Origin of the sequence: Fervidobacterium pennivorans DSM 9078 (assembly GCF_000235405.2) — a bacterium.
In the GTDB taxonomy this organism is placed as follows: Bacteria; Thermotogota; Thermotogae; order Thermotogales; family Fervidobacteriaceae; genus Fervidobacterium; species Fervidobacterium pennivorans.
On sequence record NC_017095.1, the window covers coordinates 2,017,614 to 2,043,503 of the forward strand.

The following is a 25,890-nucleotide window of genomic DNA, read 5'->3' on the forward strand; positions in this document are numbered from 1 at the left end:
AATTTAGATATTGAAAGCATGTTGGGAAATTATTGTCCCATAAGCTTTTTGACTATCGCTTTGAAATGGTCTCCGCGTTCTTCGAAGTTTTTATACGCATCATAACTTGCACCAGCTGGCCCCAAGAGCACGTAATCACCTTTGCCTGCCATTTTTGATATTTCAACAACGGCTTCTTCGATATCTTTGTATCTTTTGTAATTAATCTTTCGTTCTTTCAAATACGGCTCAATCTGGTCTGCAATTGGACCGACTATAGCAACGTGTTTGCACTTTTTCTTTATTTCGTCTGCCAATTTTGTGTAATCTTCGTTTTTACCCTTTCCTGCGATTATCAAGAAAAGATTCCCATCGAAATTTTCGAGTGCTTTCAATACTGCCGCAGCGTTTGTAGCTTTTGAGTCGTTGTAATAATGCGCACCGTTTATCGTCCCGCAATACTCCATTCGATGTGGGAGCGGTACAAAGTCTTCGAGCATGCTCATTTCAAACGGAAGATTTAGGACTTTTAAAACAGTTTTCGCAGCGGCGATGTTTTCGACATTCTGTTTTGTTCGAATATGGAATGGGATATCATCGAATTTGAAATCGGCGGTGAATGGAACACGTTTGGCTTGGACGAGCGAGAGCCTTTTGAATGTTTCCATGTCCTTGGGATTGTAGATGAAGTGGTCTTCGTTGTCTTGAAACTTTGTTATTTTAAATTTCGATTCAATATAATGTTCCATTGATGGATGCCAATCGAGATGGTTGGGGTATATGTTTGTTATAACTGCCACGTGCGGTTTGAAGTATTCTGCCCAATAGAGCTGGAAACTACTGATTTCTATAACAAGATACTCAGGTTTTTTACCTTCAATCAGAACCTGTGCTATTGGTATGCCGATATTTCCAGAGAGTTGAGAAGTTGCAGATTTTGAAATGAGATGGTGAATCATAGATACAGTTGTGCTCTTTCCAACGGAACCTGTGACAGCGATGATGGTTGGCTTCCATTCGAGGTTTTTCGTGAAGTAAGTGATTTCTGTGTCAACGTGTTTGCCTAGTTCCTTTGCTTTCATGAGAATGGGATGGTTGTATGGAACACTTGGGCTGGTTAGTATAACGTCTGCTTCGAGGATTTTTTCACTGTTGGTTCCCTCTTCGTAAGGTATGCCAGATTCTTCTAAGTATTTCTTGTCCTCTTCTGAAAGCTTACCACCTTCGCTTACAAAAACTTCCTCCCCAAGTGATTTTAAATATCTTGCCGCATATTTGTTACTTAACCCAAACCCCAGGAGTGCGAATTTCAAACAAATCACTCTCCTTTTTAAGTCTAAATTTGACTGAATTTTCTCAAATTCTGAATATATTTTATCACAAAGTAGGTTGTGAAACCGATTTTTGTGGAAATGTTCAATGAATGTTCATATTTCTAATTTCTAAGCCTATACTCTTGTTCTGAGATTTTCGAATATTGTTTGACTTTGCGAATTGTTTTATGATATACTATACTTTAGTACACTATACAAATGTAAAGTATATATTATCAAACGTTATTGTTGAATAATAAGCAGGGGTGATATTTATGCTTTACAAGTGCGTTGCTTTGCTGGATATGGACGCTTATTTTGCTTCCGTTGAGGAAGCGAAGAATCCTTCGTTGAGAGGGAGACCTTTTGCGGTAATTGGGAATGGTGAAAGACCTATAGTGATAAGTGCGAATTATGTGGCAAAAAGCTTTGGAGTGAAGACTGGGATGGTTATAACACAGGCACGAGAACTGTGTCCAAAGATTATTTTTGTGAAAGCGGATTTTTCACAATACGAGTTCACAACGTTGAAGATTATTCAACTTGTTGAGAAATACTTTCCTGTCTACAAAGAGGCAAGCATAGACGAGGTGTATATCGCTGTTGATAGTGTTGGAGATGTATCGTATGGGTTGGAAAGGCTCAAAGATTTGAAGGAAGAGATAAAGGAAAGGCTCAACCTTACTTGCACAATAGGAGTGGGGCAAAATCCGATAATTGCAAAGAGTGCGTGTGAAATAGCCAAGCCGGATGGTTTCTTTGTTGTTCGAGATTTTGAGGAATTCGCAAAGGATTTACCAATAAAGAATGTAATAGGGATAGGTAAGGAAAGTGCAAAGATTTTAGAAGAGTTAGGAATAGAAACGTTGGAGCAATTTTTGACCGATAAAAGGTTGGACAATTTAAGTGGATTTCAAAAATTAAAGACGTTGATTTTAAAAGAATACACAGAGCCTGAATTTTTCAAATTTGTCCCTCCAAAGAGCGTTGGTCATTCGCTTTCGTTGGATAGACACGTGAGCAATTTGGATGAGTTACTCGAGGTGTATAAATATCTTACATTCGGTCTATACGCAAAGCTTTTGAGAGGGCGGATGGGCGCAAAGAGTGTAAGTGTGTATTTAAAAGATAGATTTGGCTCTTTTTCAATCTCCCGTTCGTTTATTTTCTACACAAACGATTTTCTTCTCATCTCCAAAGTTGTTGAGAATTTGGTCGAAAAGTTGTTCAAAGGGTATCCCGTTTCGAAAGTAGGCATTTCTCTGAATAATTTGAAGTTAATCGATGGTGTTCAAAGTTCGCTATTTTGGGACGAACAACAGAAAAGGTTTAAGAAATTGGCAGAATTTGAGAACATCTTTTTTGGAGGCTATTTTGTGTTGCGTACTAAAAAGATAGTTTAAGGTTATTTTGAGATAATTTAGACAGCTAGAAGTTTTGAGGTGTTATAATTAATAGGAGAGCAATTATAGGAGCTGAGGATATGTACGAGATAATCGATGTAACAGAATCTGTAAAGGTGTTGAGGGCGCCTGTTAATGTGGTGTTTTACTTCAAACACAACATGGGGAAAATCGAGTGCTTGGTTATCGATACCGGAAGTAGCAGTGAGTATGGGAAAAAGATACAGAAATACCTTGAAAGCCAAGGTGTGACTAAGTTATCTATACTTAATTCACACTTCCATGCAGACCACATTGGAGGAAATAGTTTTTTGCAAGGGAAAACCAAGTGCAAAATTTACACAACGGATTTTGAAAGTGTTTTCATTGAACATCCCCAGCTTGAGCCTATGTATCTCTGGGGAGGACCTCTTTTTGAAGGAATAGATAACAAATTTCTAATGGCAAAACCTTCAATAGTTACAGACATTGTAGAATATGGTTGGTCTTCTGAACTCGATGTTGAAATCATACCACTCAAAGGACACTCTTTTGATATGGTTGGAATATTGATTGATGATGGTGCAAAGAGGGTGTTGTTCGTAGCCGATGCTGTCGTTTCTATGCAAACAATAGAAAAATACAAGGTTTATTTCTTATATGACGTGCGCGAACATCTGAAAACTCTGCAAGGTCTAAATAAATGGGTAGAAAACATAGATGTTATCGTACCAAGTCACGGTGAGATTTTTGACTTTAGTAAGGACAATTGGCAAAGTTCAAAAGAGGAGTTTTTAAAACTAGTGAGGGAAAATGGGAAGGTTATAGAAGATATTTTAAACTTTATTTTGAGAATTCTCGTGGAACCGATGACGATAGATGAGATTTTGAGCGAGATTGCATCTAACTTCTCAATTCCAATTGATGCAACATCTTATGTGTTACTGCTCCAAACTCTCAAAGCCTATTGTAGTTATCTGGTTAGTGTAAACGAGGTAGGTCTTACTTTTGAAAGAGAGAAATTAGAGTATATTCGGATGCATTGAGCTAAGAACCAAAAATCGGAGGTTTGAATGCAATGGAGGGATTTTTAAAAAAACGTTCGGAAAATGTGCGTAAGGTTACCTTGGTAGTATTATTTGCTGGTGTTTTGTTCTGGGTTGCTACTATATTTTATTTCTCAACCCGACCGCCTGAAGAATCGCACCAGCAATCGAGTTTTGCGTATAATGTTATAAAGAAAATCGATAGTATTTTGGATTTTTCCGACACGCAGCTTTTCAAAAGAGTTGAGAGAAAGTTGAAGTTGATTTGGTTTGGAACAGAATACGTGCCAGCGGAGATGTTGATTAGAAAGACGGCACATTTTGGGTTGTATTTTGTATTTGGATTTTTAGTTGCCTTAACATTTTTTTGGTGGAAGGGGGACATAATAATATCGGGGATAACAGGTTTTACAATTCCTTCAACGTATGCGATTTTTGATGAATACAACCAAATTTTCTATCGCCGGGGTTCTTCACTCAACGATGTCGTTATTGATGCTTTTGGAGCATTAGTTGGTGTTGTTGTATTTTTCTTGCTACTTGCTGTTTTCTGGGGAGTAAAAAGATTAATTAAGGTGTTCAAATGAACTTGTTCGAGGTTGTTAAAGACGGCTGAAGGTTGTTGATTGTATCTTAAATGTTGTTTTACCTGAGAGGTGAGAAGATGCGTATGAAAAGCATGCTTAAGCGGATCTTTAGTAGTTTTGTAGTGGTTGCTTTGCTTTTGTTTAGTTCTCCAAGTTTCAGTCAAAAAATCCTCTACACATACGCTCAAAATGCTGAACCAAAGTTCATGTTAAGTGGTGGCAATATAACAGGTCTTTGCCACGACATCGTTCAAGAAATGAACAAAGAACTGAGAAGTGAAGGGATTCGGATAGAATACAAATCGAAAGAGTTGAGAAGTATCTCTGAAATTTTTAACGCACTTTCGAAAAATGAGATTCAAATATTTATTGGAGCTGCTTATAGTGAGAAACGCGAAAGTTATGCTACGTATCTCCAGCCTCCACTTTACGGATTGAGAGAGATGTTTCTTGTTAATTCAATGGATTTGATGAGATTTGCTGAGAGACAGTATGTAAAGATAGGTGTTATTGGTGACACAGTAACATCAGAAAGCTTACCTTCTATTGGTTTAAGGCAGGAAGCTATTGCGTTCAAGAGCATAAACGACGCTATCAAAGCACTTGAAGGCAATGAAATAGATACAGTGTTTTATTCCAGCCTCGCGCTTGGATATACACTTAAAAATTCAAAAGGAAAATTCGAAACCTTGAAAGATCCTTCGGAGAAGTATTACCATTACGTTGTTCTTTCAAAGAGCGTAGACAAAGATGTTGTGGCTAAGATACAGATTGCTTTGGAGAAATTACACAAAGATGGAGTAGTGAGGGCACTTATAAAAAAATACGGTCTGAATGATTATGTCATTCCTGGGAACGTTGTTGAGATACTTGCGGTTGATTGGGAACCATACGAATGGTACGACACGGTAAGGAAAGAATGGGTAGGTGTGGATGTTGACGTTGTTAGGGCAGTTTTAAGTAAGATGGGGTACGAGGCAAGTTTTTTGACATTTCCATGGTCAAGGTGTGTAGAATTGATGAAAATCGGAGCCTACGATGGAATTATGAGTTTGAGGATTACCCAAGAACGCTTGGCGTTCTTAAGATTTCCAGAAGAACCACTTAGCACAGGAAAGGATGTTTTGTTTAAGCTTAAAAATTCAAAAATTAACTTTTCACGTTTGGAAGATATACCAAACAGCGTGTTATGTGGCTATAGCGAAGGTTATGCTTATGGCGACTGGTTCTGGGACGCAAAGTTCAAAAAGATAGCTGTTCCAGATGACATCACCGGCTTTAAGCTTTTAAAAAGTGGTAGGATAGAACTTTTTGTCTCTAACTCAATGGTTGGGAAAGAATTAGCAAAAGAGTTAGATGTTGATGTCGAGTGCTCACCTGTTTTTGGAGAGAAGATGATTTATTACTTGGCTTTCTCGAAAAACTATCAGGGAAGTTATCTATCAAACGTTTTCTCTCAAAGATTGAAAGAGTTTAAGCTTACAGATGAATATTTGAGAATTTTGAGGAAATATGGGATAACTTATGACGATTTTTGGAGATGAAAGAGATTGTGATATAATGATATTGAGGACCAAAATAAGATGGCGTGCGTTAATTTTTATTTGACTTAGTTTTTTGATGACCTTAGTAGGTGATAATATGAGAGACAAAAATAAAAAAGGAAAGACTGACAGGATTTATTTGGTTATTAACATCGTTATACTCGTAATTATCACCATCCTTTTTGTATGGTATGCAACCAATTACTACAGTAGTTGGAAAAAACAAATGGAAACTTTTATGAAAAACGTTGCTGTTAGCCTTTCATATCCTGCTTGGACTTATGATAAAAGAGTGATTGAGCAACTTGCCGCAGTTGTGATTGAAAAAGAGGAGATAGTATCTGTGGTAATTTACGATGACAAGAACGACAAGCTTGCGGTCAAAGAGAAAGAGTCGAAGCTGACAACGTTTGATTTATTATTTGGAACAAAGCGATTTGTTAGAGTGTTTAGTTTAATCTATGCAGATACCTACGTTGGGAAGGTTATTTTCACTTATACAGATAATTCAGCTAGGAAATTTTTGGTTGTCACGGGAACTGGTGCTGTGTTATTCTACATAGTATCTTTCCTTTTGGCTTCAAATGTAAAAAAGAATAAAGAGCTTGCAGCCATGGTCGATGAACTCAATGAACTGAATGCCGAACTTGAAGCAGCATTTAACGAGCTCGAAGAGACACAGAATAAAATAATCAACGCAGAGAAAATGGCTGCGTTAGGGAAACTGATGGTAAATATTGCACACGATATTAACACTCCTGCGGGGATTATATATTCCTCACTGACTGAACAGCAAAATAGACTTGTTAACGTAGTAAAGAAATTCGAAGCGGATGAACTCACCGAAGAGGAGTTCAAAAGCTGTGTAGACACAATATTAGAACTAACTCAAATAATGCTCCGGAACGCGAGAAGAATCATAGAACTTGTCCAAAGTTTGAAACGCACTGCCTTGAACGAGATGGTACAAACATGGTCAGAAATCAATGTAAAATCTGTTGTTAACGATGTTTTGAACGCAATGCACCCGAGGTTGAGAAAGACAAAGATAGAGGTTGTCACAGAGATAGATGATAACCTTGTAGTTTACACCATCCCAGGCGCAATAGCGCAGATATTGATGAATTTGATAGACAACGCAATAGTCCATGCTTTTGAATACGATAATCCTGGCAAGATAATGATAAGGTGTGAGAAGATAAAAAGCCAAAGTGATAAAGAATATCTGCTCTTAACATTTTCGGATAACGGGAAAGGGATGGATGAGGAAACGAAAAAACGAGCTTTTGAGCCGTTTTACACAACTGATAAAGAATCTGGAACAGGCTTGGGGTTAAGTATCGTTTACAGTCTTGTTGTCGATGTACTCAGTGGCGATATAGAACTTGAAAGTGAGATTGGAAAAGGGACAACATTACGAATTAAAATACCTTTGACAAAAAAGAACGGGTGATTTGGAGGTGTAATTTTACCCCTATAAACACCAGTAACTTTTTTGCTATCTGTGAGGTGAAGAAAACGTGCCTAGCTTCTTGAAGAAATCGGCATCAAAGGAAAGTAACGGGGAATTTTGGAAAATTTTGGTTGTAGATGATGAACCCGATGTGCATGCTATCACATCGGTGGTTGCTAGGGATATAGAGTTCGAGGGAAAGAAGGTAAAACTTTACAGCGCGTTTTCTTCAGAAGAAGCTAAGAAAATACTCCAAAATGTGCCAGATATAGCCTTGGCTATAATTGACGTTGTTATGGAAAAAGATATGTCAGGACTTGAATTGGTTAGATATATCAGAGAGGAGTTGAAAAATCCATATATAAGGCTTGTCATCAGGACAGGTCAACCAGGGTTCGCACCACCAAGAGAAATTGTTCTTAAATACGATATAAATGACTACAGAGAAAAAGCAGAGCTCTCAAGTAATGGTTTGTTTACCATGATAATCGCAAGATTGCGTGAGTATAGGGACATCGTGGAACTTGAAACCCAAAAGAGACTTTTAGAACGTAGCGCATTCTATTCCTCTGTTGTGCTCAATTCGAATGTTCAAGATTTTGAAGATACGTTAACAGAAGCACTGGACAGCTTTTCTAAAATCCTAGGATTGACTGTGAAGATTGAGAAACTTGGCGAGATAAAAACTGACAAATTCAACGGAACTTTTCCGATTGTAAATCTGTCTTGGGATCATGACAAGAGCGTAGAATTTAGTTTGAGGAAAGAAAGAGACATAAGCGAGAAAATGAAAGTAGAATTTTCTAAACCGCTGACACTCCATCAATTGAATATCATATCTATGTTTTTGGAGCGTTACTTAGTCACTGTAAATAATTACGTGCTGTCAAAAGATTTAATAGAAACACTCTACAAAGTAATTTATATCATTTCAGAAGTTACTGAGACAAGGTCGCTTGAGACTGGCGAGCACGTAAGAAGAGTTGGAAAGCTTGCTAAGTTGCTTGCATCAAAATTTGGATATGAGGGGGAATATCTTGAGTTCTTCGAAATCGCCGCAATGCTCCACGATGTTGGAAAAATAGGTATACCGGATGCTATTTTGAATAAACCCGCGAAGTTGTCGGATGAGGAATTTGAAATCATGAAAAGACACACGGTCATTGGTTATGAAATTCTTTCCACTGTTGAACATCCGCTCTTCAAGTTGGCTGCAAATATCGCACTTTATCATCACGAGAATTGGGATGGAACAGGGTACCCGAAAGGATTAAAAGGGGAAGAGATACCACTTGAAGGTAGAATCGTTAGTATAGTCGACGTCTACGATGCACTACTTTCTGATAGGGTTTATAGACCTGCATGGAGTGAAGAGGATACGCTTAGATACATAAAAGAAAATTGCGGTAAGAAATTTGACCCAAGAGTGTGCGAAATCTTTTTTGAAAACTATGAAGAGGCTAGAAACTTATACGATTTCAAAAATTCAAAAACTGAGTGATCAGAAAAAAACTAGTGCACCGTTATTAAATCTTTCAACTTTTCGAATGTTTTTTCACCTATTCCTTTTACATTTTTTATTTCTTCAATGCTTTTAAAGGGACCATTGTTAGTGCGGTAATCGATAATCGCCTGTGCTTTTGAAGGACCAATACCGGGGAGCTTTTCAAGTTCCTCCAAGCTTGCTGTGTTAATGTTAATCTTTTCGTTGCTTAAACTTACCTGAGTTGGTTGTAATTCGTTATTCTTTTGCTCAATAGACTCGTCTTTATTTTCTTTTTCAAGAGTGGTTACATGCTGAACAGTGTTGTTTTGAACTTGAACGCCCAAGTTCTCAACTTTTATTCGTTCTTTCAATTTTTCATAAGTTTTTTGACCTATCCCGGGAACGTTCATCAGGTCTTCCGGTTTTGTAAATGGGTGCTCTTTTCTGTATTCAATTATCGCTTGTGCTTTTGCAGGTCCTATTCCCGGTAGTGTCTGGAGCTCTTCAATTGATGCGGTGTTCAACTCTATTATCGATGGCACGTAGTTACGTTGGGTTTGTGCAGTTAAGCCATTTTGGTTTTCACTTTGTTGGTCATTTAAACTGGAAACTTGGGACTTAAGTCTGTCGTAACTGGGATGAAAAAATACACCTGAGAAAACTATCAGTGCGGAAAATATCAAAAAGAATGTGTGCTGTTCTTTTGAAAATTTCTCATAAGCACTTTTAAAGAATTCCACAAAGGATTTTAAAAACGAATTCGAGAAGCGAGAATCAGAAAAGTTGCGATTTTCCTTCGATCCAGAACCATAAGAAAAATTCCCAAGCGTAAACATGATTTAAATCCCCCTGAGACACACCCCGTTCGTTTTGCTTGTCTTTTACCCTCCTATTCTGCTTACCTTTGCCCCTGCTATGTGACCGTATTTTGATAATTCTGCCCAGTCTTGAGAATAATAAAAACTCTTCGCTTGGTTTTCGTTGGTGAAAATGCCAAGGCAGATGACATATCCTGCGTTTGTGGAAATACTGAACGCACTTATGCCCAGTGTTCTTAAATTAACCACTGATTTGAACGCTTCTTTCGAACTGGATATTGGGTCCGTTTTTATCGTCCAGAACCCCTTGGAAGGATTTAGCTCGGGCATCACATTGGTCGGTGTTACGATAATATATTTGCTCTCACTAACGCGATCTAATATATAGTTTTGTGTTAATTTGGCAATCTTTAGAGCTGTTTCTCCATCGACGATGTATACATAAGCATCCGTCAAAATGCTTTCTGGTAAGTTCTCTGCCATTCTCGAAACTAAAAGGTTGTAATCGAATTTTGTGATATCTTTGAGAAATTTGTTTTCATCTTGTTCTGGCTTTGGTTGTTGAGTTTCCGATACAGTTAATGGAGCTTGCTGCACTGTTTTGCTTTCGGAAGTTTTTGCATCTTCAATAGAAGTCGTCTTTGTTGCTTGTGTGAGAGGTATCAAATTTTCTGTTTGCTCGCTTTTTTGAGCTGGAATCTGTAATGCTTGTTCAGATTTAGTTGTGGTAGTTGTAGTATCAGTAGCAAAAGATACCGATGGTGTGAGTTGAGAAAGTGTACTTTCTGGAGCTGGCTCAATGATTATTATAGTTTGGGTTGCCGTTTTCAGAGTTTTTTCAACGGGTGGATTAGCGTTAGCACCTAAGTCTTTTATCACAACCTCCACTTTTGATTTTTGCATTTTTAAGTAAAACGCATACAAAGCCAGCGATATAGTGGCTAACGAAAGGACTATGATAACAACCGAGAGGACTTTCAAATCAAAATCCGTTATTTCTTTCCATTTTCTTGAGCCTATTGGGATTCTTTGCTTCATCCTGAATTATAGCCCCTCTTCACAATATTTTATGGTAAGTTCTATCGTAGCTTCCACATCTGGTTCGTAGACCATTTCATTTGGAGTGTGGATATATCTTGTAGGTATCGATATTGTAGCACTTGGTATACCTGCTTTCGTTGCCTGATAACCAGCCGCATCTGTACCTCCGAATATCAACACTTCCATCTGGTGTGGTATGTTGTGTTTTTCTGCAAGTTCTTTTAGTTTGTCAACAATGTATCTATTGCTTATAGAAGCCATGTCTTTGATTTTTATGCAAGCACCTTTCCCAAGTTCCATAGGTACTCTCTTCAATCCTTTTGGCGTATCTCCAACACCTGTAACATCAATGGCTATTGCAACGTCAGGGTCTATATCGTATCCAGCCACGTGGGCACCAATAAGTCCCACTTCTTCTTGAACGGCAAAAACACCGTATATAGTGTTAACAGGTTCTTTGATACGTTTGAATACCTCGATGATAACTGCACATCCGATTCTATCATCCATAGATTTGCTTATTAAATATTCACCTTGTTTGTGGAAGTAGCTATCAAATGTTCCAAATGTTCCTATTGGGCAAAGTCTTTGAGCCTCTTCTTTTGATTTCACACCAACATCAACAAAGAGTTTTTCAAACGACATCTTTTGGATGTTGTTTTGAAGTTCTTCAGGTGTTTCACCTTCGATTCCTACAATACCAATAACATCCCCAAATCTCAACCTCGATTGGTATATCGTGTATGGAGAAACGCCTCCGACTCTGTCTATTTTGAGAAAACCTTTATCATCAATATTTGTAACAACAACGCCGATTTCATCCATATGAGCATCAAGAAGGACTTTTTTATCACTCTTTCCCTTCTTCCATACAATTAAATTACCAATCTTGTCTATTCTGTAACCATCGATGTGTCCTTCAAGTTCCTTGAGGATTACCTGGGTTATCTCCGATTCTCTTCCACTTGGGCTCTTTGCCATCGTCAGTTTCTCAACCAATGTTTCCAACACAATGAACACCCCCGTTTTGTTTTTAGTTTTGTGCTTGTTTTTTCACTAAATTCAATTATACCACAACTTATGGATGGGACAAACAATTAATTAAGGTTTAAACAACACAATCTAAACACAATCTAAATTTTTCGAGCACTTTTGTGTGGTATAATCAGAATTGCAAAAATTTTCGATTTAATCTAAGGGGAGCGCGAGAAATATGGCACTTGAATTGGAAGTGCTCAATGAATGCACCTTGTGTCCGAGAATGTGTAAAGTAGATAGAAGAACCGATAAAGGTGTTTGCACAGTAGGTTATCTCCCAAAGCTTTCCAATATCGTCTTGCATAAAGGTGAAGAACCACCTTTGTCAGGAGAAAAAGGTGCCGCCGCCGTGTTTTTTACAGGCTGCCAGATGAAGTGCATATATTGTCAGAACATGGGTTTTTCACAAAGGGGTGTGGGGTTTGAGATTACAGTTGAGGAGTTAGCTTGCGCATTTCTAAAGGTCCAAGAAGCGGGTGCAACAACGCTTGATTTGGTCACCCCAACCCCCCATCTACCCTGGATTATTAAGGCATTGGATATGGCTAAGGAAAGAGGCTTTTCATTACCTGTTGTTTACAACACATCAAGCTACGAGCGTGTGGAAATACTTAGAGAAATCGAAGGATATATTGATATATATCTTGCCGATATAAGGTACACGGATAACGAGTATGGAAAAAGGTATTCAAAGGTGCCAGATTACTGGGATGTTGCACAGCAAGCAATTGCTGAGATGTATCGGCAAGTTGGTCCTTTCGATGAAGCGAGGATGAAAGGGTTGATAATACGAATACTCGTTTTGCCAAACAACGTCAGTGGTCACGAAAAAGCCCTCGAGTTCGTTGCTAAACTTGACAAAAGAATACCTGTTGCCTTGATGTCTCAATACATACCACACTTTGGTGCAAAAAATGACCCATTGATAGGCAGAAAGATAACAAAACAAGAGTATGAAAGTGCCCTTGATAAATTAATAGAACTAGACCTCGATGGTTGGATGCAACTCGATGAAAAAGAAAGAGTTACAACAGCACCGGTTGATTGGAGATGCAGGTTATAAAATTATAAAGATTCGCAGTTCCTAAATCCAAAAAGGAGAGCCATCGTATGAGTGGAAGTTCATTCACAGGGATAGACCCATCCGCGACATTATCCGTTACTGTTACTCGTGGATGTCCACTTAACTGTGCACATTGTGGCGGTCATTATTTAAAGCATATGGTTCACGTTGAAGAACTGGAAAAGTATGTAGACAGATACAAATCTTTCCTCATCAGTGGTGGAATGTTACCAAATGGTGAAATACCTTTTGGCACATACATAGGTTATTTAAAAGAGCTCAAGGAAAAGCATGGTCTGAAGTATAACTTCCACATTGGGTTTCCTATACAGCCACCCTATGAAATTGAAGAAGTTGCCGACGTGGTGAGTTTTGATTTCTACGCTGATAAGAATGTTCTTAGAGAAGTATACGGTATAGAGAGAGGACCTGAGCAGATTCTGAACGCGGTTTTGCCATTAAAAGTGAAAAAAGTGCCACATGTGACGATAGGTGTGTTATGTGGTAAAATATCTCACGAGGAGAAAGCGATAGAAATACTTTCGAAATATTTCGAAAGTATTGTGTTGAACGTATTTATTCCTACTCCATTAACAAAGTATGCGAATTGTCAACCACCAGAAATCGAAGAGATAGTGCAGATATTTGCGAAAGCAAGTGATTTATTTAAGAATGTTGTGCTCGGTTGTATGCAACCGAAAGGTGAATACAGAAAAGTGTTACAAGAAAAGGTGCAAAAGTACGCAGGGTTCATTGTGAAGCCGATAACGAAAAGTTACGATTTCCAAGGTTGTTGTTCATTCTATGTTATATGATTTTGGAGATAAAAATACGAAGAAGTGAAGGTGACATATATGAAAAAGAACATTCTTGATTTTAGCTATGAAGAACTGGTTGAAGAATTTTCAAAGTTTGGACTTGAAAAATTCCGGGTTGACCAGGTGTGGGATTGGATATTCAAAAAAAAGGCATTTGATTTTAACGGGATGACAAATTTATCGAAGGAACATAGGGCTCTGCTTTCGGAAAGATTCTACATAGGAATACCTGAGTTGTTGGATATGCAAATTTCCAAAATCGATAAAACTACCAAATTTCTCTGGCAACTGGAAGATGGCAACACTATAGAATCCGTTTTGTTGTTCCACCCTGATAGAGTAACTGCTTGCATCTCATCTCAAGTCGGTTGTCCCGTTAAATGTGCATTTTGTGCAACTGGTCAGAGCGGTTATGTCAGAAATCTTTCTGCTGGTGAAATTGTTGCTCAAGTTATTGCGATGGAAAAAGAAAGGCGTGTGAACATCGGTAATATCGTTTACATGGGTATGGGAGAACCGCTTTTAAATTACAACGAAGTGGTAAAAAGTGTGCGTATATTGAACCACAAGAAAGGTAAGAATATAAGTATGAGAAGAATTTCGATATCAACGGTAGGTATACCGGAAAAGATAGTGCAACTTGCGAACGATTTGCCCGAGGTAAAACTGGCAATTTCGTTGCATGCACCAACGAACTACAAAAGAGACTTGATTATCCCTATGAACAGAAAGTACTCTGTCGAAGAGATAATCCATGCTGTCAAAGAATATCAAAAGATTACCAAAAATCGAGTTACATTTGAATACATTCTCATTAGGGAATTCAACGATTTTGTGGACGATGCAGAAAAGCTTGCGGAACTTCTCAGAGGTATAGGTGCTTACGTGAACCTTATTCCTGTTAATCCTGTTGAAACCGACAGCGAAATCAAAATGGAAAGACCACATCACTGGGCTATTGAACGGTTCAAAGAAATATTAGATAAGCATAACATCGAAAACGAGATAAGAAGAGAAAAGGGAACAGATATAGACGCAGCTTGTGGGCAGCTGAGAAGAAGGCACATTACAAGCAGGAAAGCGAAACAGACTAAATAAGGGAGTGGTGCTGTTGATAGATAAGAGAATCAAAAAATCAAACGGTTCTTCAAAGAAGAAAAAACACATTGGCGTAACTATCATCTCTTTCCCAGTCTTAGTTGTAATAGTCATAATTCTGGCGATTATTTCAGGATTACTTACCTTTTATCTGGTAATGTTCCTGGAAACCAAAAAAGGGACCGTGCTACTTCCAAATTTTGTAGGGGCTGATATTCAGATTGCAGAAAGACAGCTGAAAGATTTGGGTTTCAAGGTTGAGAAAGTTGGAGATGCAGGAAGAGTAATTAATATGGACCCACCAGGAAATACCGTTGTGAAAAAAGGGAGAAGAGTAAAGCTTTTCACAGAAAATGCAGTTCAAAAATCTCTTATTCTTCCAGATTTTAAAGGGACATGGTATGAGAGTGTTCAAAAGATATTTGATTTGATGGGAATACACTCAACCATCAAAAAGGTCCCAGAGGCGGAATTGGGTGGCACAGTTATACAAACATCACCAACTCCTGGTAACAAAGTCGTCACGGGCGATATTGTTACATTGTTTGTAAGTAGTGGATCTGGTAAAACAGACACGAGCATTCCTGAAAACGCTCAGAATTCAGCTGAATCGAGTGATATAAAGTTGCCATATTCTGCATCAGAAAATGCACTGGAGGTTATACCTCCATCTGTCCCTACTGAATCTCAAAACTTTGGACAGACTGCCCCGACACCTGTTTCTACACCAGAGGATATCGGGAAACGTCAGGAAAACCAAGAAAGTACAAATAATTCAAACTTCCAAGGGGGGCAGTTTTAAAATATGAAACAGGGAAGAAGATTGGGAAGAGTTATCAAATTTTATTCTAACCTTTTGGTTGTACAAGACCTTGAAAACGGTGAAAAGCTTCTGTGCAAGCTACGTGGTAAATTCAAAAAACAAGGTATCAGACCTATTGTTGGAGATGTTGTTGAGTTTGTAAGGGTGGTTGGTAACGAAGGTGTTGTGGAAAATATTCTCAATAGAAGCAACGAACTCAAAAAGCCGAGTGTTGCAAATGTGGACCAAGTGGTTATAGTTACGACCCTTGAAAAGCCGGAAGTTCCATACGATATACTTGATAGATTCATTGTTCTGGTGGAATATGAGAATCTACCTATTGTTATAGCTCTCAACAAAGTGGATTTGTTGTCCGAAGAACAGATACAAAAATTCGAATCGATATATGGGAAGCTTTATCCAATAATAAAGACAAGCGTGACTCAAAGGATAGGTTTAGAGGACCTAAAAAGGTATCTTACAGGAAGAGTATCTGTCTTTGCTGGGATGTCTGGTGTTGGAAAAAGCAGTTTGTTGAACGCGTTGGAAAGTACACTTAGACTAAGAACAGGCGAGATTTCCGAAAAACTGGAACGAGGCAAGCACACAACAACTGCAGCTGAGCTACTCTCACTTTCTTTTGGTGGGTGGGTAGTTGATACTCCTGGATTTGCAAGTCTTGAGATTTCACACATAAAGCCTTTGGAACTACGCGAATTATTTATTGAATTTGAAAATGACAAATGCTTTTTTCCAGATTGCTTGCATTTGAACGAACCAGAATGTTATGTAAAAAAGGCTGTTGAAAAGGGGAAGATAAGTTCTACAAGATATGAGAGCTATGTGAAATTCTTAAATGAGTTGCTCGAGATTGAAGAAACAAGCGTATGAGTTTAAAAACCCCAAGATTTGTTGGGTTTAAAAATAAAAGCGCTCCACATGATTTTTGGAGCGCTTTTCGTTTTTTTATCTAATCGAAGAGTTCAATGAGCTTTTTGAATATAGCATTCAGTTTCAATTGTAATGATGTGTTGATTATTGATGGCATTGTAAAGTCGATGAAGCCTTGTTGTATTGCTGTTTGGTAGATTTTTTCCAACTTGTCAGCCATTGTATTCATCGACCAGTATTTTTCTACATATTCAATACCTTTCTTAGAGAGTTCTTCTCTTCTTTCCAAAGCAATTTTTATTGCTTGATAAAACTCCTCTTCATCGATACCAGTGGTTAAGGCTCCCTCGCCATTCACAAGCACATTTGCTATGCCTTTGTAAGCTATTGCAACAACGGGTGTGCCACTTGCTAAAGCTTCGAGAACGACCAATCCTTGAGTTTCTGTGAGAGATGCGAAGACAAACAAATCCGCAGCTTTGTAGTAATCTTTAATCTCTTTGTGGGGAATGTATCCTGTGAAGATTGTTCTACCCATAAGTCCTTCATCTTCAAAGAAACTCTCAAGAGCTTTTCTTTCCGGTCCGTCACCTACAATTAAAAACCATACGTTGCTGTTTTCATGCATATAACGAGCAACCACTTTTGAGAGGAACTCTAAATTTTTCTCCTTTGCTAGTCTTCCTGCGTACATAAGTAAGGTGACATCTTGTGGTATGCCATATTCTTTCCGAATATCCTTTTCTGGCGGTTGAGAAAATTCTATCGTATCGATACCCGTTGGAACAACTTCAATGGGTCGCCGGACACCGTAAGATATAAGTTCCTGTTTTATTTCCTCTGTGGGCGCTATGACGATATTGACTTTGTTGCAAAACCATTTTGAAAATTCTTCGACGGTTCTTCTATCTGGAGTAAACGGTGGCGGAACGTAATGTCTGTATTCCGTTAAAAGCGTGTGATAGGTATGAACGTGTGGCAATTTCAAATCTTTTTGGACCTTTAGTGCCCTCATACCAAGTGCCATAGGGTCGTGGCTGTGGATTATCTCTATTTTGTTTTCGAGTGCAAATTCTATAATTTTTATATGATTTGCAAAAACTACCTTGTGTTGTTTTTCAAAAAGAAAAGGTATGCCTGGAACTAAAAGAATTTTCTCTTCACCTTCCGGTTTTACAGGAGCGACTATAAAGACCTCATGTCCTCGCATCTCCAAATATTTTTTTGATAGATAAATAGAAGTAGCAACACCATTTATTTGAGGCAAGTACGTATCCGATATCATCAATATCCTCATCAATTATCCTCCTCATTGATGGCATGGTTCGATGCTTCAACTTTTTTTGTTTCACGATACGATTTCTCTGCTGTGTTAAGGTACCAGCAGAACGAAATAAGCAGAGCACCTATAAGACCTGCTGATGTGACAAAGCCAAACTCTCTAAGCAACTGCCCTTGAGCAAATATAAAACTACCAAATGAAGCAACCGTTGTGAGGACACTCATAATGACAGCTTTTTCTGTTTTTATGATACTCTCTTTTCCGTATCGAATGCTATGGTCTAATTCAACTAAACTGTCAACACCTATTCCTAAGAATATTGGTAGAACGATAAATGTAATGAAGGTTGTTTTGATACCTATAATATAAGAAATACCAAAGGCTGCAAGAGTGTTCAAAGTTGTCAAGAATATTATATTCCAAGCTTTTCTAACATTTTTAAAGTCGATGTAAAGGATTATAAATTCTATCAAAAAGACTATACCAAAAACCCAAGTTGTAGAGATTAGCAATTCCTCAATAATTCCATAAAAGAGGGTGGTGTATCCGTAAGTTTTTATGTTTCCTATTTTTTTAATCGACTCGAAGAAAATTTTTATGTTGTTGCCCGTCCAAATTTCTATTGCGGGTGTCACAAACGCAAGCAGGTATTTTTTCCCGTGGATATCCTCGTAGAACAAACTTGGGATATCTTTCTCCATGAGTTTAAAAAGGTCTTCTGTTGACGAGATATTTTTTATCACGTCAACTGTTGAAACAAAGCTTTCGTAAAGACCATACTTTCTAAAGAGAATTTCTAAAAACGGTGTATTAGTTATCTCAAGAACTTGAACGTAGATGTTGGATTTTTCCTCTGCTATCTTTTCAGGATTGTGGATAAACGTAAGTATTGAAAAGTCGGAAGTTATCAAACCATGTTCCTTGAGTTTCTCAAGGGAACTCTGCAATTCTTCAGACGTTGCTGCTGCTATGACTATATCGCTGGAAGCAATGCTACCAAACTTTTTAGATATTAGTTCGCTGGTAATATTTGTTTCTGATTTCTTTGGGACCAAGCTGGAAGTTGTATATGAGAAATTTATGATTGAGTAAATTCCAACAGCTGCCAAAAGCAACGTAGTTATTATTGTCAATGTCATTAGTACACGGCTCTTTCTTACTATATCAACCACTCTCACATAAGTTTCCCTTTGACGGCTTTTGAATTTTGGCAAGAGCATATTGTGAGCTATTGGTGCAAGTGTGTTAAAAACAAAGAAGTAAACAACAACACCGAGAGCTACGGAAAAACCCATCTGTTTAATTGCATTAGAAGGACTCAAGAGCATTCCAAGGAATGCAAGTGATGTCGTTGCCATAGATATGAACGATGGTCTAAAATTTTCAATAAATGCATCTACTATGCTTTGATGTGAAACACCTTCAATATTGAATCGTTCCTGGATTCTTGTAACAATATACATGGCGTAATCAATGCCCATTCCCAACAGCATAGCGTTAACGAAGGTGGTTACTATATTCAATTCTCTTAAGAATAAGGTTATAAGTCCAAGTGTGATACCCATTGCCATTAAAAGTCCTGTAAAGAGGATAAGGAGCTCCCATATATTGCCAAAACCGAGGATTATTATAAGTATAATTGCGACAAGAGATATGAAAGTAGTAAGCGTAAAGTCTTTCGATGCCTGGAGGTTTGCTTCGTATGTGGACATCACACCGCCAGTAAAATATATTTTAACGTTATTTTGGTTTTCGAATTTCCTTGATAATTTTTTCAGCTCTCGAATAGCCTCAGTAACGAATTTTACATCAGACATGGGTTTTTTCATGGAAAAATTCATGACTAAAAGTTCTTTGTCGGGTGAGAGCAAATAATATTTCTTTATACCACTTTTTTCTACTATACTCTGGATATAGCTGTGCAAATCATAAAGTGCAGAACCTACATTTCTCCAGAATCTGAAGTCAACGAGTGTTTTCGGTTCTACCCTCATAAGTGACTGGTAGTACCTAATGGTATCGTTGATAGTTCCCTCGCCAAAAGAAAGCATTCCATATTTAACCAACGTTTCTGGGTTGTCAAATGGCTCTGCGTGGTTTACATACGGGGTATTCTCAAAAAGTTCTTTAATCATTTTGGCAATGGTATCTGGGTTACTTGTTTTTACACCATCAATGGCAACTATTAACGTATTAGAAGTTACCTTCTCTGAAGTATATTTCACAAGGTCCTGGAATCTTGGATCGTCCTTCGGTGCTAATCCAGTTATATCTGCGTTGATTCTCAATCCTAAAATAGCGTAAAGGCCCAGTAGCGTGGAAATTATAATTAATGTCAGAGCAACCTTTTTTTGATTGCTAAGAATAGTTTCCACATACCATTTAGCAAACCTTTCCAACTCAGCTCGCCCTCCATACTAAAAGTAGTAACAATGCTAATCCGTTGAATATAATTACAGGGAAACGCTTCTGAAAATGCGGTTTTATGAAATTACCAAGCGTATAACATACCACATAACCGTATTGGAAAGAAAATCCATACCATCCGAGTCTAAACGCAAAAATCGGAGTTAATGAGTATACGATAAGCCTTTGAACTTCCTGGAAAACTTCTTCTACATCTAAGAACAAACTTGAGAAAAAGACAAGGGTTGGAAGGTAAAGCATGAAAAAGTTAAAGACCTCAGGGTCTAAAAGAAATACTCCCAAGTTCAAGTATTTGGCAGACCATGGATAAAGAACGATTAAGAATAAAAGTGCTATAAGTGATTTTATCATTTCGTTAGTTGCTGTTGATTTTACTTTTGCCATTAACTGGATCTCCCCTTGTTTTCCTGCATCTATAAATTTTGTTTTAGTGAGCTGGAATTTGTGTTGCACCCACGAACTCTACATTGTATTTTTCCGCGATTAATCTTGCTATCTCTTCGTCGGATTTGCCCAGTCGAAAAGATGCATTTGTTCCGTTGAGCGCTTTCCACAGAGCGTCACCAAAGGTTTTGTCTGGAAGATAGGGCTCTCTACTTAAGTATATTCTTGGATACCATAAAAGGTCAATATGCTTGATTTTATACTTTATCCATTCTAATCCATATCCCCACCAGTAGTGCCAAACCTTCTTTGTTACATATTTAGCAGCGCGTCTGTCTTGAATCGAAAATATCATTTGCTCAAGAGTTTTTGAGTCGTCATATACTTTTATTTTTCTTTTGTATTCGAGAAAAAACAGTTGCTGATTTATCTCGTTCGTTTTTCTTAAAATGAGATACTTATAAGGATTTCTCAAAAAAAGAGACGGAGAAGGTAAAACCTCCTCCATCGTTACGGGTTTTCTTTCCGGAATCAAAATACCTAAAGTGACAACTGAGAAAAGAAAAAAGACAAATGCATAAAATTCTAATCTCATCTCTCAAACTTCGCTTTCTTTTTGTTATACAACCCTTGACTTGTCGAAACGATAAGGCGCTTTAACAAACTCGAAAGTTCACTACTTGAGTTGTTTTACAAGGTAATCGAGGGCAACTTTTACAACGGGATCATTCTGGTCAACTTCTATCTCGGTTAACGTGTATGCTTTAGCATCAATCTTTCCTGGAGTACTTGTTGTTCCTTGTGTTTCCTCTACTTTGATATTTGGTTCAATTCCGACTTTGTGTATATCTTTTCCAGATGGTGTTAAGTAATGTGCGATTGTCAAAAAGACAGTTCCACCGTTGCTAAGTGGGAATCCTCTTTGCACGGACCCTTTTCCAAATGTCTTCTGACCTATGAGTGCAGCTCTTCCGTTTTCTTTGAGCGCAGCGGCAACGATTTCCGAAGCGGATGCAGAACCATTGTTTATGAGAACTACCATAGGAACCTTTGGATAATTATTGCCTTGACTAATATAGCGCTCGGTGATTTTTCCGTCTCTATCTTTTACAGAGACGATAACCTTACCTGCGTCTAAGAATTGATTTGCCACGTGAATTGCAACATCAAGCAACCCGCCAGGATTATTGCGCAAATCAAGAATCAATGCGTCTATCTTCTTGTCATAGAGTTTTCTGAGAGCTTTTTGTAATTCGTTTGGGACAGGTTCGTTGAATTTAGTTAAAAGAACATAACCTATCTTTTTGTTTCCATATTCTGTTATCCCTGACTTGACTGGAACTATCTGGATGATTTCTCGAACTATAGTAACCTCAATAATCTCACTTCCGCGTTTTATTGTCAGTTTTACGGAAGTTCCAGGTTTTCCTCTCATTTTGTTAACCGCTTCCATGTACTCCATTTCGCTCACTGGTTGGTCGTCGATACCGATAATAAGGTCTCCTGCTTGCAGTCCTGCACGCCATGCGGGTGTTCCATACATTGGACTTACAACTTTAACGGCTCTGTTCTCACTGTCGTAGGTTACTTCGATACCAAGCCCGCCGTATTGACCTTCCATTTCTATTTGTTGTTCAGTCATCTGTGATGGTGGGTAATAGTAACTGAAATCATCTCCAAGACCTTTGATCATACCATCTATAGCGGAGTCTATGAGTTTGTTGAAATTAACGTTTTTGATGTCGTAGTAGTTGTAATTGATTCTATAGAGTGTTTCGTAAAGTGGCGAAATGTAATTCAGCAGCTCCTTATCAGAGGCACCAGATAGAATCATACTTGATACAACAACTACAATAGCTAAAAAGACGTATGAAAGAACTCCCTTAAAAATCTTTCTCATACTTCACACCTTCCTTCCAAATTGCAGAATTTTAAATGTTTACATTCTCGTTTTTATTTTCACTTTGGATTATTGCCTCTGTTTCTTTCATTTGCTCTTCTCTTGACTCTTCTTTGATTTTGACAAAAGAATTCACCTTTCTTGCGAAAATCATATAAGTTGTGTGTGCAACCATTCTGTCAACAGGTCTCAGTCTATTTGGGTAAGGTTTAAACTGTCTCATCAAAGTTTCCCAAACTTCGACATCTATGAAAGGCAATTCGTACATTTTCTCAAGCACCATAGAGACCTGATTAACCGTTGGGCAGATTACACCTATCCGTCCCCCTCCAGCTAACGCTTCCCAACAAACTTGTATGTAATTCTCAGGGTCTGGCACATCCAAAAGCAGTGCATCTACGTTTGTTTCGTCAAAGCCGAAAGCAATATCACGCAATTTTAACTCGACCCTATCTATAAGTCCCCATTCCGTGAGGTTTTGAGTTGCGAGTTTGTAGAAATCTTCCCTTCTTTCGTAAGCATAGACTTTTCCTTCGCTTCCCACAAGCCTTGCCATTGCTGCACACATAGCACCACTACCAACACCGGTATCGATAACTCTGCTACCCGGTTTAATGTCCAGTTTCATTACAATGTAGCTCGAATCCTTGGGATAAATAATTTGTGTTTTTCTTTTCATCGAGAATATGTCATCGATGTAAGTGGGTTGTAAGAGGTAATAGGATTTGTTTGTTTTTCCTATAGTAATTACGTCCCCGTAGTTTTTTCCAATAATTGTATCGAATTCAACAACACCGAGGTGGGTTCCTTTCTTTTTTCCCGCCTCAACTCTAACAAGGAACTTAGTTCCATCTTCGCCATATAGCAAGACTCTGTCTCCATCCTTTATCAACTTGTTCACACCTGCCTTCTCTTTTCAGTCACTGTTATTTATTTTTAATTTTAGCATGGGAGGTCAAAAGTTCAATAACTACTAATCCAGCGATTAATAGACCAAGAATGTAACTTGATGATTGTATGCCAATGACATCTATAAGACTCCCTGCTAAGATAACAGATATGTATACTCCAAGAAGATTTACTGGGCGGGATTCAAATCTATTCGTTTCATTATTCGAATTGTATTCTGATAGAAATCTCACTATTCCCGGAAGGGTAAAACCAAGACGCTTTTGTATTTGGTGACAAATGAGGAAACCAACTAAGAAAACAGAGGTAAATAACCAACCTGTTGTTGGAAGTATGAAAGTTGTTGCATAAATAAAGAGTGCAAATGCAGTACTCACAGGACCTAATAGGTCGAGCTTTTTAGAATAATTTTTGAAAAAGGTGACTAAAACAGTGTTTAAAACGTAGCCTAGAACAAAGAAATATAAAGTTTTGGCAGAATCAAACTCGGTAGGTATACCTTTGCGAATGTTTAGCAAATACCATGCATGCAAAGGTAACAGGAATTCAATTTGGTAAAGAAGCACTTTCGCAAGTCCGTATTTTAAGATTTGCTGACTACTTGTGTTAAGCACCTTCCAAGAAATCTTCTTTGCCTGGAATTTATCGTATATTTCCGCTTTTTCACTAACACTAAGCTCTACTTTGTATTTCTTATCCTCAACTATTAAAAATGCCACAGCAAATACGGAAAAAAAGAACAAAAGACTGGCATGTGAGACTATTTCCCTATTCGAATCTGTTGTCAAAAGTCTGACGGAGTAACCGTATGACCAAACCGCACCTATAATACTCCAAAGCGTGGGTTGAAGATTTAGTAGCATTCGGTTGAAATAATTCTTTTTGTCCTCTAACATGCCAAGCAAAGAAAGTGCGTAGATAAATAATGAAAAGTTGAAGGTTATCACAACAAAAACGAGACTAAATAAATTTTTGTCAACTGTTAGCAAGTTATAAATTGTGGAAAGCAAAAAGGCAGACATTGTTCCAAACACAAGTATGTATGGTGTTCTTCGACCTATAGCTGTTCTGGTCATTTCAAAAAGAAACAGTATTTTCTCTTTGAAGAAAGCTATTAATATCAGCTCCGAATAAAAGCTTCCAAGCAAAATCGACTTGGGAATAGAAGACTTCAGCAAGAAGTTGAGCATTATGTAAATGTATGTTGGTATGAAAAAACCAATCCCAAAAAAGCCAAACGATAGGACGACTATGTCTTTAATATCTTCTGTTCTCAATTTTCTTAGGTTATACCTTTCACTACCTTTTGTTGCCATCAATTACTCACCTCCGTGCCGTTTAGTTCACGGCACTGCAGTGTAACTCCATTTTGGGCTTCTGAAAACATCATTTGTATCTTTCGACTGTGAATTTGTATATTTCAAAATCATCGTCAAATATCCCTGCTTTGAGTTTAGCTATGCGTATTTGTTCTTCAACCGTATCTACACCTTCTATATCTGGCAAAAGTAATCCTCTTCTCCATCCTTTTTGAACGATTATTCCATACTTTTTTGGGTCAAGTTCAGCGATACTTCTCACCGGTTCATATGGGCTAAGAACGTCAACGTTAACGATGATGTTATCAAGCTCGTAAGGTTGGACTGGTGGAAACCTGGGGTCACGAGTTGAAGCTGCTATTGCGTTGTCACGAATCTCGTATGCAAGATTTTCACGAACGGGCATAAATGTTCCAATGCATCCTCTTAACGAGCCATCTGTATTGTGTAAGGTTACAAAACATCCAGCCCTTCTTTCAAAAAGCTCTTTGGGTAAACCTTCGTGTGGTTCTATAATCCTTCTGTGCTTGACGTAATTTTCTATCACTTCTATAGCCCATTTTACGTAAGGGTGCTCGCCTATCATATTGGTCCCCCCCTTGCCACAGTAATCTTGCCTTTTGATGTTAATCATGGCTTTTGCCTTTTCATAAGGTCGATTATCAACTGAACTTCTCCAACCCCCATCTTCATTTTCTTGGCAATTTCAATCGGTTCCAAACCACTCAGATACATGTCGAATATTAATACTTCTTTCTTGTTTTTTGCAACGTCTTCGTTATATTCGTTCTTTTCATAGCTTGCTGCATATTCGTCAACTGTTTCTTTCATTGTTTCAAGGACACGTGTTGAGGTGGTTGATTTGTTTTTGAGAACATATCCTTGTATTAATGCCTTTTCGTCAGCGGAAAGCTTTGTATCGATGTCGGAGACATTTTCAGTGGTCTCATTTTTGCTATTACCTTTAAAGCTTTCGTTTTTGAGTTCTGGGTTAGATGCTGTTTCACTTGAGATTTCTGTTTTTTGCAATAGGTTTTGCAACTGGACTGCTAAGGCAGCCAATGACACATACTGCTCGTTTAAGTCTTTAATCAAAGCTTTAGCTTCTTCCATTTTCCTATCAAGTTGTTCAAGTTTTGAGTCAACGAAGATTCTCACCTTTCCGATAAGTTCTACGAGTTTTTCTTCTTCCTCGTCTATTGCAGTTTTTTCTGTTCTTTTCTTGAAGCTTTCCAATATATAGGTAGCCCATGCAAACACTAGGGAACTTATCGATGCTAAAACTACAAACCAGTGGAAGGCTGACATTT

General features: G+C 38.0%; 24 protein-coding genes. 11 read left to right on the forward strand and 13 right to left on the reverse strand.

Going from position 1 to position 25,890, the window contains the following annotated elements:
* Window positions 1–29: 29 nt before the first annotated feature.
* Window positions 30–1,292 (reverse strand): UDP-N-acetylmuramoyl-L-alanine--D-glutamate ligase, encoded by a 1,263-nt coding sequence (murD, locus tag FERPE_RS09465; protein ID WP_014452403.1) that lies wholly within the window; start codon window positions 1,290–1,292, stop codon window positions 30–32.
* Window positions 1,293–1,567: 275 nt separating this feature from the next.
* Here murD and FERPE_RS09470 point away from each other — a divergent pair, with 275 nt between their 5' ends.
* The 6 genes from FERPE_RS09470 to FERPE_RS09495 all read left to right on the forward strand — a co-directional run bounded on the left by FERPE_RS09470 (window position 1,568) and on the right by FERPE_RS09495 (window position 8,805).
* The gene (locus FERPE_RS09470; RefSeq protein WP_014452404.1) at window positions 1,568–2,695 is read left to right on the forward strand and encodes a Y-family DNA polymerase; all 1,128 of its coding nucleotides are present in this window, start codon (window positions 1,568–1,570) and stop codon (window positions 2,693–2,695) included.
* An 80-nt stretch (window positions 2,696–2,775) separates the two neighbouring features.
* Complete coding sequence (locus tag FERPE_RS09475; RefSeq protein WP_014452405.1) at window positions 2,776–3,720, forward strand: MBL fold metallo-hydrolase; 945 nt, start codon at window positions 2,776–2,778, stop codon at window positions 3,718–3,720.
* 32 nt (window positions 3,721–3,752) lie between these two features.
* Window positions 3,753–4,307: a VanZ family protein gene (locus FERPE_RS09480; RefSeq protein WP_014452406.1), complete on the forward strand. Its 555-nt coding sequence runs from the start codon at window positions 3,753–3,755 to the stop codon at window positions 4,305–4,307.
* Window positions 4,308–4,384: 77 nt separating this feature from the next.
* Window positions 4,385–5,851: a substrate-binding periplasmic protein gene (locus tag FERPE_RS09485; RefSeq protein ID WP_014452407.1), complete on the forward strand. Its 1,467-nt coding sequence runs from the start codon at window positions 4,385–4,387 to the stop codon at window positions 5,849–5,851.
* Between the two features lie 97 nt (window positions 5,852–5,948).
* A complete protein-coding gene (locus FERPE_RS09490; protein ID WP_014452408.1) occupies window positions 5,949–7,304 on the forward strand; it encodes a sensor histidine kinase in 1,356 nt (451 codons plus the stop codon).
* A gap of 67 nt (window positions 7,305–7,371) precedes the next feature.
* Window positions 7,372–8,805, forward strand: coding sequence for an HD domain-containing phosphohydrolase (locus tag FERPE_RS09495; RefSeq protein ID WP_014452409.1), 1,434 nt, complete (start codon window positions 7,372–7,374; stop codon window positions 8,803–8,805).
* A gap of 11 nt (window positions 8,806–8,816) precedes the next feature.
* Here the strand turns inward: FERPE_RS09495 and FERPE_RS10795 are convergent, their stop codons facing one another.
* From FERPE_RS10795 to FERPE_RS09510, 3 genes are read right to left on the reverse strand one after another with little or no spacing between them, the layout of a single operon-like run.
* Window positions 8,817–9,626: a ComEA family DNA-binding protein gene (locus tag FERPE_RS10795; protein WP_014452410.1), complete on the reverse strand. Its 810-nt coding sequence runs from the start codon at window positions 9,624–9,626 to the stop codon at window positions 8,817–8,819.
* Between the two features lie 45 nt (window positions 9,627–9,671).
* Window positions 9,672–10,646 (reverse strand): hypothetical protein, encoded by a 975-nt coding sequence (locus FERPE_RS09505; protein WP_014452411.1) that lies wholly within the window; start codon window positions 10,644–10,646, stop codon window positions 9,672–9,674.
* A gap of 6 nt (window positions 10,647–10,652) precedes the next feature.
* Window positions 10,653–11,657, reverse strand: a complete 1,005-nt coding sequence (locus FERPE_RS09510; RefSeq protein WP_041263535.1) for a M42 family metallopeptidase — start codon at window positions 11,655–11,657, stop codon at window positions 10,653–10,655.
* Window positions 11,658–11,862: 205 nt separating this feature from the next.
* On the opposite strand from FERPE_RS09510, the gene FERPE_RS09515 reads away from it, so the two are divergent.
* Genes FERPE_RS09515 through rsgA form a run of 5 tightly spaced genes read left to right on the forward strand, consistent with a single transcriptional unit; the run spans window position 11,863 to window position 16,359 of the window.
* Window positions 11,863–12,750, forward strand: a complete 888-nt coding sequence (locus FERPE_RS09515) for a radical SAM protein (protein WP_014452413.1) — start codon at window positions 11,863–11,865, stop codon at window positions 12,748–12,750.
* A gap of 47 nt (window positions 12,751–12,797) precedes the next feature.
* The gene (locus FERPE_RS09520; protein ID WP_014452414.1) at window positions 12,798–13,565 is read left to right on the forward strand and encodes a radical SAM protein; all 768 of its coding nucleotides are present in this window, start codon (window positions 12,798–12,800) and stop codon (window positions 13,563–13,565) included.
* A gap of 39 nt (window positions 13,566–13,604) precedes the next feature.
* The gene (rlmN, locus tag FERPE_RS09525; RefSeq protein ID WP_014452415.1) at window positions 13,605–14,666 is read left to right on the forward strand and encodes a dual-specificity RNA methyltransferase RlmN; all 1,062 of its coding nucleotides are present in this window, start codon (window positions 13,605–13,607) and stop codon (window positions 14,664–14,666) included.
* A 13-nt stretch (window positions 14,667–14,679) separates the two neighbouring features.
* A complete protein-coding gene (locus FERPE_RS09530) occupies window positions 14,680–15,468 on the forward strand; it encodes a PASTA domain-containing protein (RefSeq protein WP_014452416.1) in 789 nt (262 codons plus the stop codon).
* Window positions 15,469–15,471: 3 nt separating this feature from the next.
* Entirely contained in the window at window positions 15,472–16,359 is an 888-nt protein-coding gene (gene rsgA / locus FERPE_RS09535; protein ID WP_014452417.1) for a ribosome small subunit-dependent GTPase A, read from the forward strand.
* Window positions 16,360–16,438: 79 nt separating this feature from the next.
* Here the strand turns inward: rsgA and FERPE_RS09540 are convergent, their stop codons facing one another.
* The 9 genes from FERPE_RS09540 to FERPE_RS09580 all read right to left on the reverse strand — a co-directional run bounded on the left by FERPE_RS09540 (window position 16,439) and on the right by FERPE_RS09580 (window position 25,888).
* Entirely contained in the window at window positions 16,439–17,656 is a 1,218-nt protein-coding gene (locus FERPE_RS09540) for a glycosyltransferase family 4 protein (protein ID WP_014452418.1), read from the reverse strand.
* Window positions 17,656–20,040: an efflux RND transporter permease subunit gene (locus tag FERPE_RS09545; RefSeq protein WP_014452419.1), complete on the reverse strand. Its 2,385-nt coding sequence runs from the start codon at window positions 20,038–20,040 to the stop codon at window positions 17,656–17,658. The genes FERPE_RS09540 and FERPE_RS09545 overlap by 1 nt, the downstream gene beginning before the upstream one ends.
* 1 nt (window position 20,041) lies before the next feature.
* Window positions 20,042–20,452 carry a hypothetical protein gene (locus tag FERPE_RS09550; RefSeq protein ID WP_014452420.1) on the reverse strand — a complete coding sequence of 137 codons (411 nt, stop codon included), beginning with the start codon at window positions 20,450–20,452 and terminating at the stop codon, window positions 20,042–20,044.
* A 43-nt stretch (window positions 20,453–20,495) separates the two neighbouring features.
* Window positions 20,496–21,047 (reverse strand): hypothetical protein, encoded by a 552-nt coding sequence (locus FERPE_RS09555; RefSeq protein WP_014452421.1) that lies wholly within the window; start codon window positions 21,045–21,047, stop codon window positions 20,496–20,498.
* Window positions 21,048–21,128: 81 nt separating this feature from the next.
* On the reverse strand, window positions 21,129–22,352 hold the full coding sequence (locus tag FERPE_RS09560) for a S41 family peptidase (RefSeq protein WP_014452422.1): 1,224 nt from the start codon (window positions 22,350–22,352) through the stop codon (window positions 21,129–21,131).
* 31 nt (window positions 22,353–22,383) lie between these two features.
* Window positions 22,384–23,244: a tRNA (adenine-N1)-methyltransferase gene (locus tag FERPE_RS09565; protein ID WP_041263536.1), complete on the reverse strand. Its 861-nt coding sequence runs from the start codon at window positions 23,242–23,244 to the stop codon at window positions 22,384–22,386.
* 34 nt (window positions 23,245–23,278) lie between these two features.
* Window positions 23,279–24,577: a hypothetical protein gene (locus FERPE_RS09570; RefSeq protein WP_014452424.1), complete on the reverse strand. Its 1,299-nt coding sequence runs from the start codon at window positions 24,575–24,577 to the stop codon at window positions 23,279–23,281.
* 70 nt (window positions 24,578–24,647) lie between these two features.
* Entirely contained in the window at window positions 24,648–25,166 is a 519-nt protein-coding gene (gene amrA, locus FERPE_RS09575; protein WP_014452425.1) for an AmmeMemoRadiSam system protein A, read from the reverse strand.
* 44 nt (window positions 25,167–25,210) lie between these two features.
* A complete protein-coding gene (locus tag FERPE_RS09580; protein WP_014452426.1) occupies window positions 25,211–25,888 on the reverse strand; it encodes a DUF6115 domain-containing protein in 678 nt (225 codons plus the stop codon).
* Window positions 25,889–25,890 lie beyond the last annotated feature (2 nt).